General features: G+C 61.9%; 9 protein-coding genes and 1 rRNA gene. 7 read left to right on the forward strand and 3 right to left on the reverse strand.

The features are described from left to right. From rrf to FKZ61_RS22395, 6 genes are all read left to right on the forward strand, one after another. Positions 1–85 (forward strand): 5S ribosomal RNA (gene rrf / locus FKZ61_RS22370); the annotation flags it as partial. A gap of 397 nt (positions 86–482) precedes the next feature. Then, positions 483–1,904, forward strand: a complete 1,422-nt coding sequence (gene glmU, locus FKZ61_RS22375) for a bifunctional UDP-N-acetylglucosamine diphosphorylase/glucosamine-1-phosphate N-acetyltransferase GlmU (protein WP_141612375.1) — start codon at positions 483–485, stop codon at positions 1,902–1,904. 54 nt (positions 1,905–1,958) lie between these two features. Beyond that, a complete protein-coding gene (locus FKZ61_RS22380) occupies positions 1,959–3,299 on the forward strand; it encodes a hemolysin family protein (protein WP_141612376.1) in 1,341 nt (446 codons plus the stop codon). 133 nt (positions 3,300–3,432) lie between these two features. Beyond that, positions 3,433–3,852 carry a cytidine deaminase gene (gene cdd / locus FKZ61_RS22385; protein ID WP_141612377.1) on the forward strand — a complete coding sequence of 140 codons (420 nt, stop codon included), beginning with the start codon at positions 3,433–3,435 and terminating at the stop codon, positions 3,850–3,852. An 82-nt stretch (positions 3,853–3,934) separates the two neighbouring features. Then, the gene (locus FKZ61_RS22390) at positions 3,935–5,617 is read left to right on the forward strand and encodes an ATP-binding protein (protein ID WP_141612378.1); all 1,683 of its coding nucleotides are present in this window, start codon (positions 3,935–3,937) and stop codon (positions 5,615–5,617) included. A 32-nt stretch (positions 5,618–5,649) separates the two neighbouring features. Then, on the forward strand, positions 5,650–7,011 hold the full coding sequence (locus tag FKZ61_RS22395) for a hypothetical protein (protein ID WP_141612379.1): 1,362 nt from the start codon (positions 5,650–5,652) through the stop codon (positions 7,009–7,011). Here FKZ61_RS22395 and FKZ61_RS22400 read toward each other — a convergent pair. Then, on the reverse strand, positions 7,008–8,495 hold the full coding sequence (locus tag FKZ61_RS22400) for a sensor histidine kinase (RefSeq protein ID WP_170200169.1): 1,488 nt from the start codon (positions 8,493–8,495) through the stop codon (positions 7,008–7,010). The genes FKZ61_RS22395 and FKZ61_RS22400 overlap by 4 nt on opposite strands. Positions 8,496–8,676: 181 nt before the next feature. Then, on the reverse strand, positions 8,677–9,360 hold the full coding sequence (locus FKZ61_RS22405) for a response regulator transcription factor (RefSeq protein WP_141612381.1): 684 nt from the start codon (positions 9,358–9,360) through the stop codon (positions 8,677–8,679). A 263-nt stretch (positions 9,361–9,623) separates the two neighbouring features. Between FKZ61_RS22405 and FKZ61_RS22410 the strand changes: the two genes are divergently transcribed. Beyond that, positions 9,624–11,015 (forward strand): class II fumarate hydratase, encoded by a 1,392-nt coding sequence (locus FKZ61_RS22410; RefSeq protein ID WP_141612382.1) that lies wholly within the window; start codon positions 9,624–9,626, stop codon positions 11,013–11,015. 110 nt (positions 11,016–11,125) lie between these two features. Here the strand turns inward: FKZ61_RS22410 and FKZ61_RS22415 are convergent, their stop codons facing one another. After that, positions 11,126–12,490, reverse strand: a complete 1,365-nt coding sequence (locus FKZ61_RS22415; RefSeq protein WP_170200171.1) for a peptidoglycan DD-metalloendopeptidase family protein — start codon at positions 12,488–12,490, stop codon at positions 11,126–11,128. Positions 12,491–12,719 lie beyond the last annotated feature (229 nt).

The raw sequence follows: 12,719 nt of genomic DNA on the forward strand, positions 1-12,719 counted from the left end.
CTCCATCCCGAACCCGGCAGTTAAGCCCACCAGCGCCGATGGTAGTATGCGGGCGACTGCATGCGAGAGTAGGTCATTGCCAACCCTTCTCTTCCCTGCCTTTTCTTATCCCCTCCCCCTCCCCTCACATAACCCATAAAATAAACATTCCCCAAAATAGATCTGCTTTTTACCTGACTCTATTTTTGTGCTATAATGGCACTAGCTGTCGTGCATCATAAAGTGTTCTTTGCAACGATTAATGGACGACGAAAACCCGCCGCACTCTACCAACCATAACTCCTGGGACGTCCAGGGCGCAGTTCATTTCATCCGTTTCATTAGGATTATTGCGATGAGACCAGGCCGCCGGCCATAAGAGCAGGCGCGCCTGGTTTTTGTATGCCTGCGTGCTGTCACGGCCCTGCAGGCGTCCTGAATGAACTCTCCATGCGGACGCACCAGTGAGCGAATCCCAGTTTGTGTCACAAGGAAAATCTCCCGTGCAATTTGCCAGTGTCATTCTTGCTGCCGGATTCGGCACCCGTATGAAATCTGAGCTGCCCAAGGTGCTTCATCCTATCCTGGGACGGCCCATGATCTCCTGGGCGGTGCAGGCCGCCCGCACCGTGGCTTCCCATTCCCCTCCTGTGGTGGTGGTCGGCCATGGGCGTGAACTGGTCCAACAGACCCTGGGCAATGAAGTTCTGTATGTTGTTCAAGAAGAACTACTGGGGACCGGCCACGCGGTTTTGCAGGCTCAGCCCCTGTTGGAGGGCCAGGCCGATGCAGTGCTGGTAACCTACGGAGACATGCCCTGCCTGCGGGGCGAAACCCTCCAGGCTTTGATGAAGCTCTATCAGCAGGAGAAGGACCAGGATGCCCGGCTGGCATGCGCCATGTTGACGGTTACCCGGGACGATCCCCAGGGCTTTGGGCGTATCCTGCGGGACGCTCAGGGCAATGTCCAGGCCATTGTGGAAGAGGTCGACTGTACGCCGGAGCAGCGGGAAATTCGGGAGTTGAACCCCAGCATCTTCTGCTTCAACGCAGCCTGGCTTTGGGAAAATCTGCCCCGGATTCCCCTGAGCCCCAAGGGAGAGTATTACCTGACCGATCTCATCGGGATGGCGGTGGAGCAGGGTTGGCGTGTGGCCACCATGCCCGTGGCCGTGGACGAAGTACATGGCATTAACACCCGGCTCCACCTGGCCCAGGCGACCGATATCCTGCGTCGACGGATTCTGGAACGCCATATGCTGGCCGGTGTCACCATCGTGGATCCGGCGACCACCTACGTGGAGGATACTGTCACCATCGAGGCTGATGTCACCCTGCTCCCCGGTTGCTTGCTCCAGGGGACGACCCACATCGGTCGCCGTTCGGTGATTGGACCCTACAGCCAGATCATCCACAGCCAGATCGGCGAAGGCTGCCGGGTCTCCTACTCGGTTGTCGAAGAGGCGGTCATGGAAGAACATTGCGAGATTGGCCCCTTCGGCCATTTGCGCAAGGGGGCTCATCTGGCTGCCGGGGTTCACATGGGAAATTTTGGCGAAGTGAAGAACAGCTACCTGGGGCCAGGTGTCAAGATGGGCCATTTCAGCTACATCGGCGATGCCCAGGTGGCCAGCAACGTCAACATTGGCGCGGGTACCATCACCTGCAACTATGATGGCCAGCGCAAGCATCAGACCATCATCGAGGAAGATGCCTTCATCGGCAGTGATACCCTGTTGGTTGCCCCGGTTACCGTGGGCGCAGGGGCCCGTACAGGCGCCGGCGCTGTGGTCACCCGAGATGTGCCGCCCGGTACCCTGGTCTACGGGGTGCCGGCCCGTCCCCCGGGAGCCCTGCGCCATACCCGTGATGCAGATGTGGACACCAGCGATACGGGGAAGATGGACGCCGCTGCCGGGTCCTGAGGGTCTCTCTTCCCATGAAGGTCGGCTGTGACTGTGGTAAATCAGGAGTAACCTGTGGAATCTGACCCATCCTCTTACCTGATACTCATTTTTTCCCTGCTCGCTGTCGGTTTTGCTGTGGCCTCGGAGATCAGTTTGACCAATGTGAGCCGCAGCGAAATTCGCAGGTTGAGCGAGGAAGCGGTGCCCCGTGCGATGGCCCTGGACGGGCTGTTGCGCGATATCACCCAGGTGTTGCTCACTTCCTTGTTGGTGAAAAGTGCCGGTTTGGTTGCAGCTGGTGCTGCCATGGTTCGGATGCTCCCCGCGGGCGCATCTTTCTCCCAATTCGCCATGGCGTTCTTGCTCCTCTGGATCGCTCTGGTCATCATCCAGGTGGGGGGACGCAGCCTGATCCTGCCCAGGAGCCAGCGCATTGCCCTGCAGCTTGCCCCTGTGTTGAAGGGTGTGGTCTATCTCCTCTGGCCTCTGTGTGCCTTACTCCGTCGGCTGGGTACCCACCTGGGGAAAAACGAGCTGGAGCATGGCGAGGAGAACCTGCTCCTCACTGAAGAAGGTATCCGCCTCCTGATCAACGTGGCCGATGAAGAGGAGGCGATACCGGAAAGTGAGAAGCAGATGATCGCCAGCATCCTGGAGATGAACGACACGGTGGTGCGGGAAGTCATGGTCCCGCGCATCGACATGGTGGCCATCAACGTGGAAACATCCCTGCGGGAGGCCCTGGATGTCATCCTGACCGCCGGCCACAGCCGGATCCCGGTCTACGAAGGGAACATCGACCGCATTGTGGGCTTCCTCTATGCCAAGGATCTTCTCCATTGTTTCCGGGAAAACCGGACCGACGTGCCCATCCGGGACATTCTGCGACCTGCCTATTTTGTGCCCATCAGCAAGAAGGTCAACACCCTGTTGGGAGAAATGCAGAAGCACCGGGTCCACATTGCCATGGTGGTGGACGAATATGGGGGCACAGCCGGTCTGGTGACCATCGAAGATATTTTGGAAGAAATCGTGGGCGACATCCAGGACGAATACGACGCGGAAGAGGATACCTACGTCTTGCCCCTGGGCGACAACAGCTACCTGCTCAATTCTCGTCTGGACGTCTATTCCCTGTCCAAACTGTTGGACGTGGAGCTGCCGGATGAAGATGCCGACACCCTGGGAGGACTGATCTACAGCCTCCTGGGCCATGTGCCTGAACAGGGCGAATCTGTCACCTTCGCCGGCTGGCACTTCACCGTGCTTTCCCTGGATGGGCGACGGATCGACCAGGTGCGCGCCGATCCAGTGACCGAATCGGCCAACCCGGAAGAGGAGTCCACAGAACAAGAAGGCAGGCGCTTCTCGGAGCAAAAGCGCTCCGTTTTGAACCTGTCCGCGTCGGAATAAAGCTCCGCCTGCTCCAGCGTGGATACGGTCAGGTGCCCGGTACAGAGCCGGCACAGATGCGGTCCTAATTCAACTCAGCTTCAACACGGACTCAGCCAAGACTCTGCACAGAGACTCCGCAAAAAGGTGCAAGATGCCATCACCGCAGCAGCGTTCCAGGTTGGTAGAAGAAGCCCTGCTGGCCCGTCAACGAGCCTATGCGCCGTACAGCCGGTATCAGGTGGGCGCGGCCGTACTGACCGCGGACGGCCAGATCTATGTGGGCTGCAACGTGGAGAACGCAGCCTATCCGGCCACCATCTGTGCAGAGCGGGTGGCCCTCACCAGCGCGGTGGCCAACGGCCAGCGGGATTTTGTGGCCCTGGCCGTGGCCACTGCCGACGGGGGCACCCCCTGCGGCATCTGCCGGCAGGTGATGGCCGAACTGGGCCCTGCCATGGAGGTCTACCTGGTGAATGGCCAGGGGCAGGTGGTCCACAGCACCACGGTAAAAGCCCTGTTGCCCGATTCTTTCTCGGCAGCCAGCTTGATTGCCGGCACGTCCGGCGGATGACTCCCGGCTCAACTGCCATCTGGCGCGCTGTCTGCCCTCCGCTCCCTTTGCATCCATCTTCCCCTACGTTATAATCCACCGTATGAACGTACCGGCACTCCTGGCCACCTACCAATTACGCCAGCGGGAGTATCTGCTACGCATTACCCGTGCCATGACCTCCCGCCTGGACCTGCCCAGCCTGCTCAAGCTGATCTTGAGCAGCGCCGCAGAGCTGGTGGGTTGTCGCGCGGGGCTGATTGCCCTGGAGCAGGAACCGACCGAGTTTTTGCCCAGGCAAGCCATCCTGCCCCGCTTTCAGATCCGCGCCATCTACAACATTTCGCCCCAATCCTTGCCGGCCTTTGAACCCCTGTTGGACGTCATTCCCCTGATTGCCCGGGGCGTGGAGGACGACGAAGGGAACGACCCCCTGGACTCCTACTATCTGGATCTGCAGGCGCGGGTCCGCCAGGTGGAGGAGCGGCTGGGCATTCCCCTGGGACAGGTGGTGGGGTTGCCCCTCTTTTTCGAAGATGAACTGCTGGGCATCATCTTTCTCTTCCGCACAGAATACGCCTTTACCGAAATGGACTGGCAGTTCCTGGAAGGCTTCGCCAACCAGGCCGCCATCGCCGTGCGCAATGCCCGGCTCTACCACCAGCTAGAGACCGAGCGCAGCCGTCTGGCCACCATCATTGAAAACAGCGCCGACGGCATCATGATCCTGAACGGGGAGCGCCGGGTGATGGTGATCAACCAGGCCCTGGCCGCCATGGTGGGTATGACGCCAGAAGAGGCTCTGGGACGCCCCTGCCACGAAGTGCTCGCCCTGGAAAACGTCCAGGGCGATGACCTCTGCCAGGCGGAATACCCCATGGAGATGCTGCCCCGGGAAGGCCTGCGCTGTGAGGGGGACCTGTACCGGCCCGGCGGCGGGCGTGTCACCGTTTCCGTCATCTACACGCCTCTGTACGATGAGGCCAACCGGCTGGTGAACATCATCGTCAACGTCCACGACATTACCCGCTTCCGGGAAGAGGAGGAGATGAAGTCCACCTTCACCTCCATCATCAGCCATGAGCTGAAAACGCCAGTGGCCCTGATCAAAGGCTATGCCCAGACCCTGGCCCGGCCGGATGTGGAATGGGATCAAGAAACGGCCCGGCAGGGGCTTCAGATCATCGAAGAGGAAGCGGATCGCCTGGAGATGCTGATCAACAATCTGTTGGATGTCAGCCGCATCCAGGCCAGCGGTCTGCGCCTGGACTACGCCGACGTCAATCTCCAGGCCCTGGCCCAGAAAGTGGCCGAAGCCTACCGCACCCAGACGAATACCCATCAGATCGAGCTGGATTTTCCCCATGAGCTGCCCCTGGTCTGGGGCGACGAGGAGCGCCTGCGCCAGGTGTTGACCAACCTGGTCAGTAACGCCATCAAGTACTCGCCCGATGGGGGCATCATCCGCATCGGCGGCTGGACGGACCAGGGCGACGGCACCCAGCCGGACCAGACCCGGGTCGTCCTCTATGTGGCCGATCAGGGCATCGGCATTCCACCCGAGGAGATTCCCCACATCTTCGACCGGTTCTACCGGGTGGACAGCAGCCTGCGCCGCAGCACGGCCGGTACAGGCCTGGGGCTCTTCCTGGCCAAAGCCATCGTCGAAGCCCACGGCGGCCAGATCTGGGTGCGCAGCGAACCGGGCAAAGGGACCACCTTCTTCTTCTCCCTGCCGGTGAGCCAAGGCCAGGATGCAACCACCCAAACCATCAACCATCCCTGATCGATTCAGCCAGCTTCATTTGGAGTAGATCCATGCCGAGAGAAAATGAAACGCGCACCCCACGAAGCCTGGGACGGCTTGCCGCCGCGCTGGTGGTCGCACTGCTGATCATTGCGGTCGCCTCGTGGCAGGTGACCGCTTCCAGCCCCCTGCAGCAGGACGAGCCGGGGGCCACGCTGGATCCGGAGGTGCGCGCGGCCTTGCAGGTCGCGGTGGCGGAAGTGGCCGCGCGGCTATATGATCTGCCGGAGCCCACGCCCCCACCTCCTGCCGAAAGCCCAATCCTCCTGCCCACGCCGACACCCCAACCACCCACCGCCCAGGAGGCCGAACAGCCCGCCGGCGAAGCGGAGCCTGCCCCGACCGAGGAACCCGCCCCCGCTCCACCGCCTGCGGAAACCGGAGAGGCGGCCCTCTTGCCCCACAGGGTGCAGGGGGTGACCCTGCAGGTCCCGACAAGCTGGACGGTGTTGGAAGGGCGCTTCGGCAGCCTTCTGAACCTGGCCGTTCCCGGCACGAATTTTATTGGCGTGCTTCAGGGGAGCATGGAGCAGGATCTGCCCGGCCTGTTGGGGGTCGTCGTCCTCCGGGATCAGGCCCAGGCACTGGTGCGCCAGATCGATGAAAATGGGGAGCTGATCGGGGTAACCACCCGGCTCACCAGCCAGCGGTTGCCCCTGGTTCGAATCGACTTCCGGGCCAACTTCCAGGGCAGTGATGGGCAGGGCGCCCTCTATCTCGTCTCGCCCGGCGCCACCGCCTACCTGCTCATCACCTTTGCCCCCGCGGCCGATTGGGAGGCCCTGGAGCCCACGGTCGATCTGGTCGCCCAGAGTATCTTCTTCGATCCCTTCCAGATCACCCTGACCGCTGCGGAAGGGCGGGAGCTGCTCTACACCCACAGCGATGGCTCCCTGAGCCTGACCGTGCCGGTCAACTGGCAGGTCACCGAGACGGGCCAGGAGATGCCGGCTCTGTTGGTGGCTGATCCCTCCTTTGCCATCGTTGCGGCGATAGGGCACGAGGCACCCCTGCCCGCCGATCTGGCCGATGAACTGGGCCAGATTTTGGCAGCTGCCCCGCAGACGCCCACCCTGGACACCGCGCTGCTCCAGGCGTTGCAGGAGGCTGTGCTTTCGGCGCTCAACATTCTGCCCGGGGAGCTCACGCTGGATGAAGCTGCCACCCAGGCGTTTGTGGCCGATGGGCAGGTGACTATCCGGCTGGTGGGTACCACCGAACTGGAGCCCGGACTTCCCCTGACGCTGATCGCCTACGCGCGAATTCACCAGGCTGGCGTTCTGCCCGCGCTGGTTTTTGGCGATCTGACACAGATTCTGGAGCGGGAGCCTTCCCTGTTGGCGATCCTGAATACGGTGACCGCTACACCTTAAGGGCGGCTTTCAGGCGATGCGCCCGGCAGGGGGCTGTATTCCGGAAGCCAGAGGGTAAAGGTGCTGCCCTGCTGCACCTGGCTTTCCACGGTGATGCGGCCATTGTGGGCCTGGGCAATCCACTGGGCGATGCTCAGGCCCAGGCCGCTGCCGCCCATCTCCCGACTGCGGGCCTTATCCGCGCGGTAAAAGCGGTCGAAGATCTGGGCCTGCTCTTCCTCACTGATCCCAATCCCCGTATCGCTCACGGCTACCTTCACCCAGCCATCCCGATTCTCCAGGCTGAGGGTGATGACCCCGCCGCTGGGCGTGTACTTGATCGCGTTGTCCGTCAGGTTCAACAACAGTTGGCGCAGGCGCTCCGGATCGCCCAGAACCATGGCCTGATCTTCGCTGCCCAGGCGAATCTCCAGGGCCCCTGCGCCCTTGCGCTGCTCGGCCATGCGCCGGGTGCGCCGGTAGACATCCAGGAGCAGGGTGTCCATCTCCACCGGCTGGAGTTGAAGTTGCAGGGCGCCGCTGTCCGCCTGGGCCAGCAGCAGGAGGTCGCTGACCATGTTGCTCATGCGCGCGGTTTCGCTCTCGGCTTCGTTCAGCGTCTCCTGCAAGGTCTCGTGGAGGAGGGGAGTACGGCTGCCGCTGCTGGCCGCGGTGATGAGCATCCGCCGGAGCAGCTCCAGGTTCCCCTGCACCGTGGTCAGGGGCGTGCGGAGTTCATGGCTCACATCCGCGATGAGCCGCTCCTGGGTGCGGAACAGTTGCTGAATCCGGTCCAACATGCTGTTGAAGGTGGCGGCCAGCTGGCCTACCTCGCTGGCGTCGTTGGGAATGTTCAGCCGTTGGCCCAGGTCCCTGGCCCGGCTGATGCTACTGGCCGTCTGGGTGATGGTGTCCAGGGGGGCCAGGGCCCGGCGGGCCAGGAAAGCGCCCACCACCGCGGCAATCAACAGGCTCAGCGCAGTCCCCAGGATGAGGAACTGGCTCACCTTGGCCAGGGTCTCCTGAACACCCCGCACCGGTTTGATGACCTGGACGGCCCCGACGATGGCGTTGTTGGCGATGATGGGCACGCTGTAGACCAGGAGCAGGGTGTCATCCTTGCTGATGGTATAAAACCGGTACGGTTGACCGGTCCGGACGGCTTCCAGGGCCTGGCTGTCGGTTTGGATGGACATGGGACCCAGGTTGCTGCTGCGTTTCAGGATGGTGCCGTTCAGGTCGATGATCTGAACCCCCACCGAACGGGCGAAGAAATCCAGCTCTGGGAATTGGATGCGGGTGGGGTTGTTGCGGATAATGAGCACGTCGAGCTGGAGTTGCTGGGTCAGTGCGTTGGCCACCTCGGCGGCCTGGCGGGCGGCTTCCTGATTGACTTGGGCCCACAGGTTGGCGGCCAGCGCGGAGTAGAAAATCACCGAGAAGAGGATGAGGGTGGCGCCCAGCAGGGCAGTATACCAGAGGGTGAGACGCAGACGAATGGTCATGGGGAATTCCGGACGCACCGACAGAGGGGTCCTGTCCCTGGCCTGGGCGGCTGTTGGATCTGGATTCTCTGCGTGGCGTGCTCGGCGGTCGTCCATGCCGCCAGCATACGCGACTCAGTTGAGATGGATATGAAAGCCTGCTGAGAATTCAGTGAAAAAGGGGAGGCGCCCGGGCCCATGGTCACGACGATTGTTCCCGCAGGGTATAACCCACCCCGCGCACCGTCTGGATCAGGCGAGGTTTGCCGCCGGCCTCCAGTTTGGCCCGCAGATAGCGCACGTAAACCTCGATGATGTTGCTTTCCCCGCCAAAGTCGTAGTTCCAGATGTGTTCGTAAATCAGTTCCCGGGTGAGAACCTGGCTGGGGTGGCGCATGAAGAGCTCCAGGAGGTCGAACTCCTTGGCGGTCAGCTGGATTTCGTCCTCGCCCCGGAAGACCTGCCGGGTTCGGGGGTTGAGGGTGAGGTCGGCATAGCGCAAAACTTCCGGCGTGGCTTCCAGCCGATGCCGCCGGAAGAGGGCCCGTAGCCGGGCCAGCAGTTCATCCAGGGCAAAGGGCTTCACCATGTAATCGTCGGCGCCGGCGTCCAGCCCGGTGACCCGGTCCGAGACCGCATCCCGGGCGGTCAGGATCAGGATGGGCACGGTGGAAGCCTTGCGCAGGCGGCGGCACACTTCCAGCCCATCGATGCCCGGCAACATGAGGTCCAGGATAACGGCATCGGGGACGCTTTCCCGCAGGCAGCGCAGCGCTGTCTCCCCGTCCTCCGCTGTGTCCACCTCGTAGCCTTCGAAGATCAGGCTTCGGCGCAGTAGATCCCGAATGCGCCGATCATCTTCAACGACCAGAATCCGTTCTGCCATGATTTCCGTTGTTCCCCGGCTCTTGTACACACCCCTGCCGCTTCTCCGTTTCTCTCCTCTCCAGAGGTGACGGCCACCTTCGATTGTAGGCCACGCCCGAACCGGTGTCAAATCCACCCCGCTGGGGCGGACAACGTGCAATCCCCGGGTAGGGGTGATACAATAGGCTTTGCACAATTCTATTTTCCCCAGGGAACAGCATGTCTGTTCCAGTTTCCTCAGGAACAGCGTGGCTGTTCCAGGCAAAAGGAGATGGACAAAAAATGGCTGCAGAGAACTACCGAATTGAGCGAGACAGCTTGGGCGAAGTGAAAGTGCCGGCCGATGCGCTTTACGGCGCCCAAACCCAGCGTGCCGTGGAGAATTTCCCCATCAGCGGGCTCCGCTTTCCCCGCCCCTTTATTCGGGCGCTGGGCATGATCAAGCGGGCTGCTGCCATGGTCAACCAGGAGTTGGGCCTCATGGAGGCGGACATGGCAGAGGCCATCCAGGCGGCTGCCCTGGAGGTGGAAGAGGGGAAGCATGATGCCCACTTCCCCCTGGATATCTTTCAGACCGGCTCCGGTACCAGCACCAACATGAATGCCAACGAGGTGATCGCCACCCTGGCCTCCGCCCGCCTGGGCCGTCGAGTTCATCCCAACGATCACGTGAACATGAGTCAGAGCAGTAATGACGTGATTCCCACGGCCATCCACGTGAGCGCTTACCTCCTGGTGGCGGAAGAGCTGTTGCCGGCGTTGCGCCATCTGCATCAGACCTTGACCGAAAAGGCCGCGTCCGTAGACCACGTGGTGACCACCGGGCGCACCCACCTGATGGACGCCATGCCGATCCGCCTGGGCCAGGAGGTGGGTGGCTGGGCCAGCCAGATCGCCCACGGTATCGACCGGATCCAGGCCAGCCTGCCCCGTCTGGCTGAACTGGCCCAGGGGGCCACGGCCGTGGGCACCGGCATCAACGCCCACCCGGAGTTTGGCCGGCGGATCGCTGCCCGGCTGAGTGAGCTGAGTGGTCTGCCCTTTGTGACCAGCAGCAATTATTTTGAAAGCCTGAGCGCCCAGGATGCTGCCGTGGAATTGAGTGGCCAGTTGAAGACGGTGGCCGTCAGCCTGATGAAGATTGCCAACGACCTGCGCTGGATGAACAGCGGCCCCATCGCCGGGATCGCGGAGATCGTGCTGCCCGCGCTACAGCCCGGCAGCAGCATCATGCCGGGCAAGATCAACCCGGTCATTCCGGAGGCCGTTACCATGGTCTGCGCCCAGGTGATGGGCAACGACGTGACCATCGGGGTGGCGGGGCAGTCGGGAAACTTCCAGCTGAATGTGATGTTGCCCGTCATCGCCTACAATCTGCTGCAAAGCATTCAGTTGTTGGCCAACGGCAGCCGCGTCCTGGCGGACAAGGCGATCCGGGACTTCACGGTGAATGAGGAACGCATCGCCGCGCTGGTTGGGCGTAACCCCATCCTGGTGACCGCGCTGAACCCCATCATCGGCTACGAAAAGGCGGCCCAACTGGCCAAGAAGGCCTACGCAGAGGGACGCTCCATCAAAGAGGTGGCCTTGGAGATGACCGATCTGTCCTCTGAGGAACTGGATCGAATTCTGGATCCCCGGAAGCTGACCGAAGGGGGCATTCAAGCAGCCTGACCACCTGTGAAACCGGTGGTTTCTGCCAGAGCCGTCGCCAATGAAAAAGGGACCCGGTCCATGGACCGGGTCCCTTGATTTTTCCTGGCTGTCAGGCGGAGCCGGGAAGGTCAGGGCAGGTAGCTGAGGGGATTGCGGGGAACGCCCTGGTAACGAATTTCGAAGTGGAGGTGGGGCCCTGTGCTGTTGCCGGTGTTGCCCACTGCACCCACCTGTTGTCCCCGCACCACATTCTCGCCCGGCCGCACGTAGATGCTGCTCAGATGGGCGTACAGGGTCACAAAGCCGTTGCCATGGTCGATGATCACATGGTTGCCGTAGCCGGCATTCCATCCGCCCCGGGCCACGGCCACATAGCCGGAGTCAGCCGCTTTGACAGGGGCCCCAGTCCAGGAGCCGATGTCGATGGCCGCGTGACCACCCCAGTAGCGCTGGGTGATGGAGCCGCTGGTGGGCCAGACGAAGGCGCCGGAGCCTTTGGTGGCGCTGCCTGGCACCACAGCCCCCTCATAGGCCACCACGTAGGGCGCGGAGTACGGCTTGGTGCCGCCCGGCATGACCAGTTGGGTGCCCACCACCAACGGAGCGTTGGGGTCGGTCAGGCCGTTGCCTGGATAGTTCAAAATATCCTCAACGCTGATTTTGTATTTGGCGGCCAGGGAAGAGAGCGTGTCGCCAGGGCTGACGGTGTGGATGGCGCCATCGATGGGCAGGATTTTCAAAGTGTCACCCGGGCGGATGATGTCTGGATTCACTTCAATACTGGGATTCGACCACTGGATGGTTTCGGGCTGCAGGCCAAATTTCTCTGCAATGCCAACCACAGTGTCGCCCGGCTGAACCACGTACGTCTGAATCTCGTAGCTGTCTGCCTCGCGCTTCTTCTCGTGGACCACGGTGAAGGGGACCGTCGCCCGCTGCAGCAGCACGTTGGTGGGTGCCGTTACACCGCCGGTATCGGCCAGGGTGCTGACGAGGCTGTGGCTGACGTCAGGAGCGACTTCGCCGCCGATGGGGCCGCTGGCGAAGGTGCGCAAGGAGATGTTCCAGCTCGGCATTTCGATCCGGCTGAAGATCAGCACCAGGGCCGCCACCATCAGAACCGAGAAGTGGCTGGCCAGGCGCAGGGGCGTCACCTGGTCTGAAAAGGAGCGCCGAATTTGTTCGTGCCACTTCTGCAGCAGCCCTTCCAGGGGTGGATGAGCCAGGGACGAAGACCCTCCCCATTCAGCGGTGCCAGGCTGCTGGATGGATGCGGCCTGGGTGGATACATTGGGACGGGAGGGCGGGGGAAAGGAGGTGGTCGGTTCTAAGGCTGTGCCCTGGCGGGTCGGGGGGAAGGGCGAGTTCTCGGCTCGATAATAGGCGTAGGAGGATAATTCCTGTCCACTGCGGCTGTAACTACTCCTGCGCTCAGGTGTGGAACCTTCGTGCCCAGTGTCGTTACCGTACGCCGAGTTTGAATCTGATGACATATGAAGGTGTCTCCGTGTGCCGTGCGTAACGATAGTGAAAGCGTCAATCTTGCGGACACTTTCGATCATCCAACGGCGTTCATATGACGGTCCTTTCGTCTACCGCCTGTTCAGTTTGCTGCTCATTCTACCCCAGCCCATCTAACCGGCGGAGTATTCCGCCCGGGTTTGCTGCACGAGTCGGGCGGGATGACCAGCTGCTCTGCTGCCGACAGACGAGTGCCGACAG

This window comes from Litorilinea aerophila, from assembly GCF_006569185.2.
In the GTDB taxonomy this organism is placed as follows: Bacteria; Chloroflexota; Anaerolineae; order Caldilineales; family Caldilineaceae; genus Litorilinea; species Litorilinea aerophila.

Bases quoted from the DNA above. Each gene is read 5' to 3' on its own strand.
- cdd (WP_141612377.1), top strand. From the start codon at position 3,433: ATGCCATCACCGCAGCAGCGTTCCAGGTTGGTAGAAGAAGCCCTGCTG.
- FKZ61_RS22390 (WP_141612378.1), top strand. From the start codon at position 3,935: ATGAACGTACCGGCACTCCTGGCCACCTACCAATTACGCCAGCGGGAG.
- FKZ61_RS22395 (WP_141612379.1), top strand. From the start codon at position 5,650: ATGCCGAGAGAAAATGAAACGCGCACCCCACGAAGCCTGGGACGGCTT.
- FKZ61_RS22400 (WP_170200169.1), bottom strand. From the start codon at position 8,495: ATGACCATTCGTCTGCGTCTCACCCTCTGGTATACTGCCCTGCTGGGC.
- FKZ61_RS22405 (WP_141612381.1), bottom strand. From the start codon at position 9,360: ATGGCAGAACGGATTCTGGTCGTTGAAGATGATCGGCGCATTCGGGAT.
- FKZ61_RS22410 (WP_141612382.1), top strand. From the start codon at position 9,624: ATGGCTGCAGAGAACTACCGAATTGAGCGAGACAGCTTGGGCGAAGTG.
- FKZ61_RS22415 (WP_170200171.1), bottom strand. From the start codon at position 12,490: ATGTCATCAGATTCAAACTCGGCGTACGGTAACGACACTGGGCACGAA.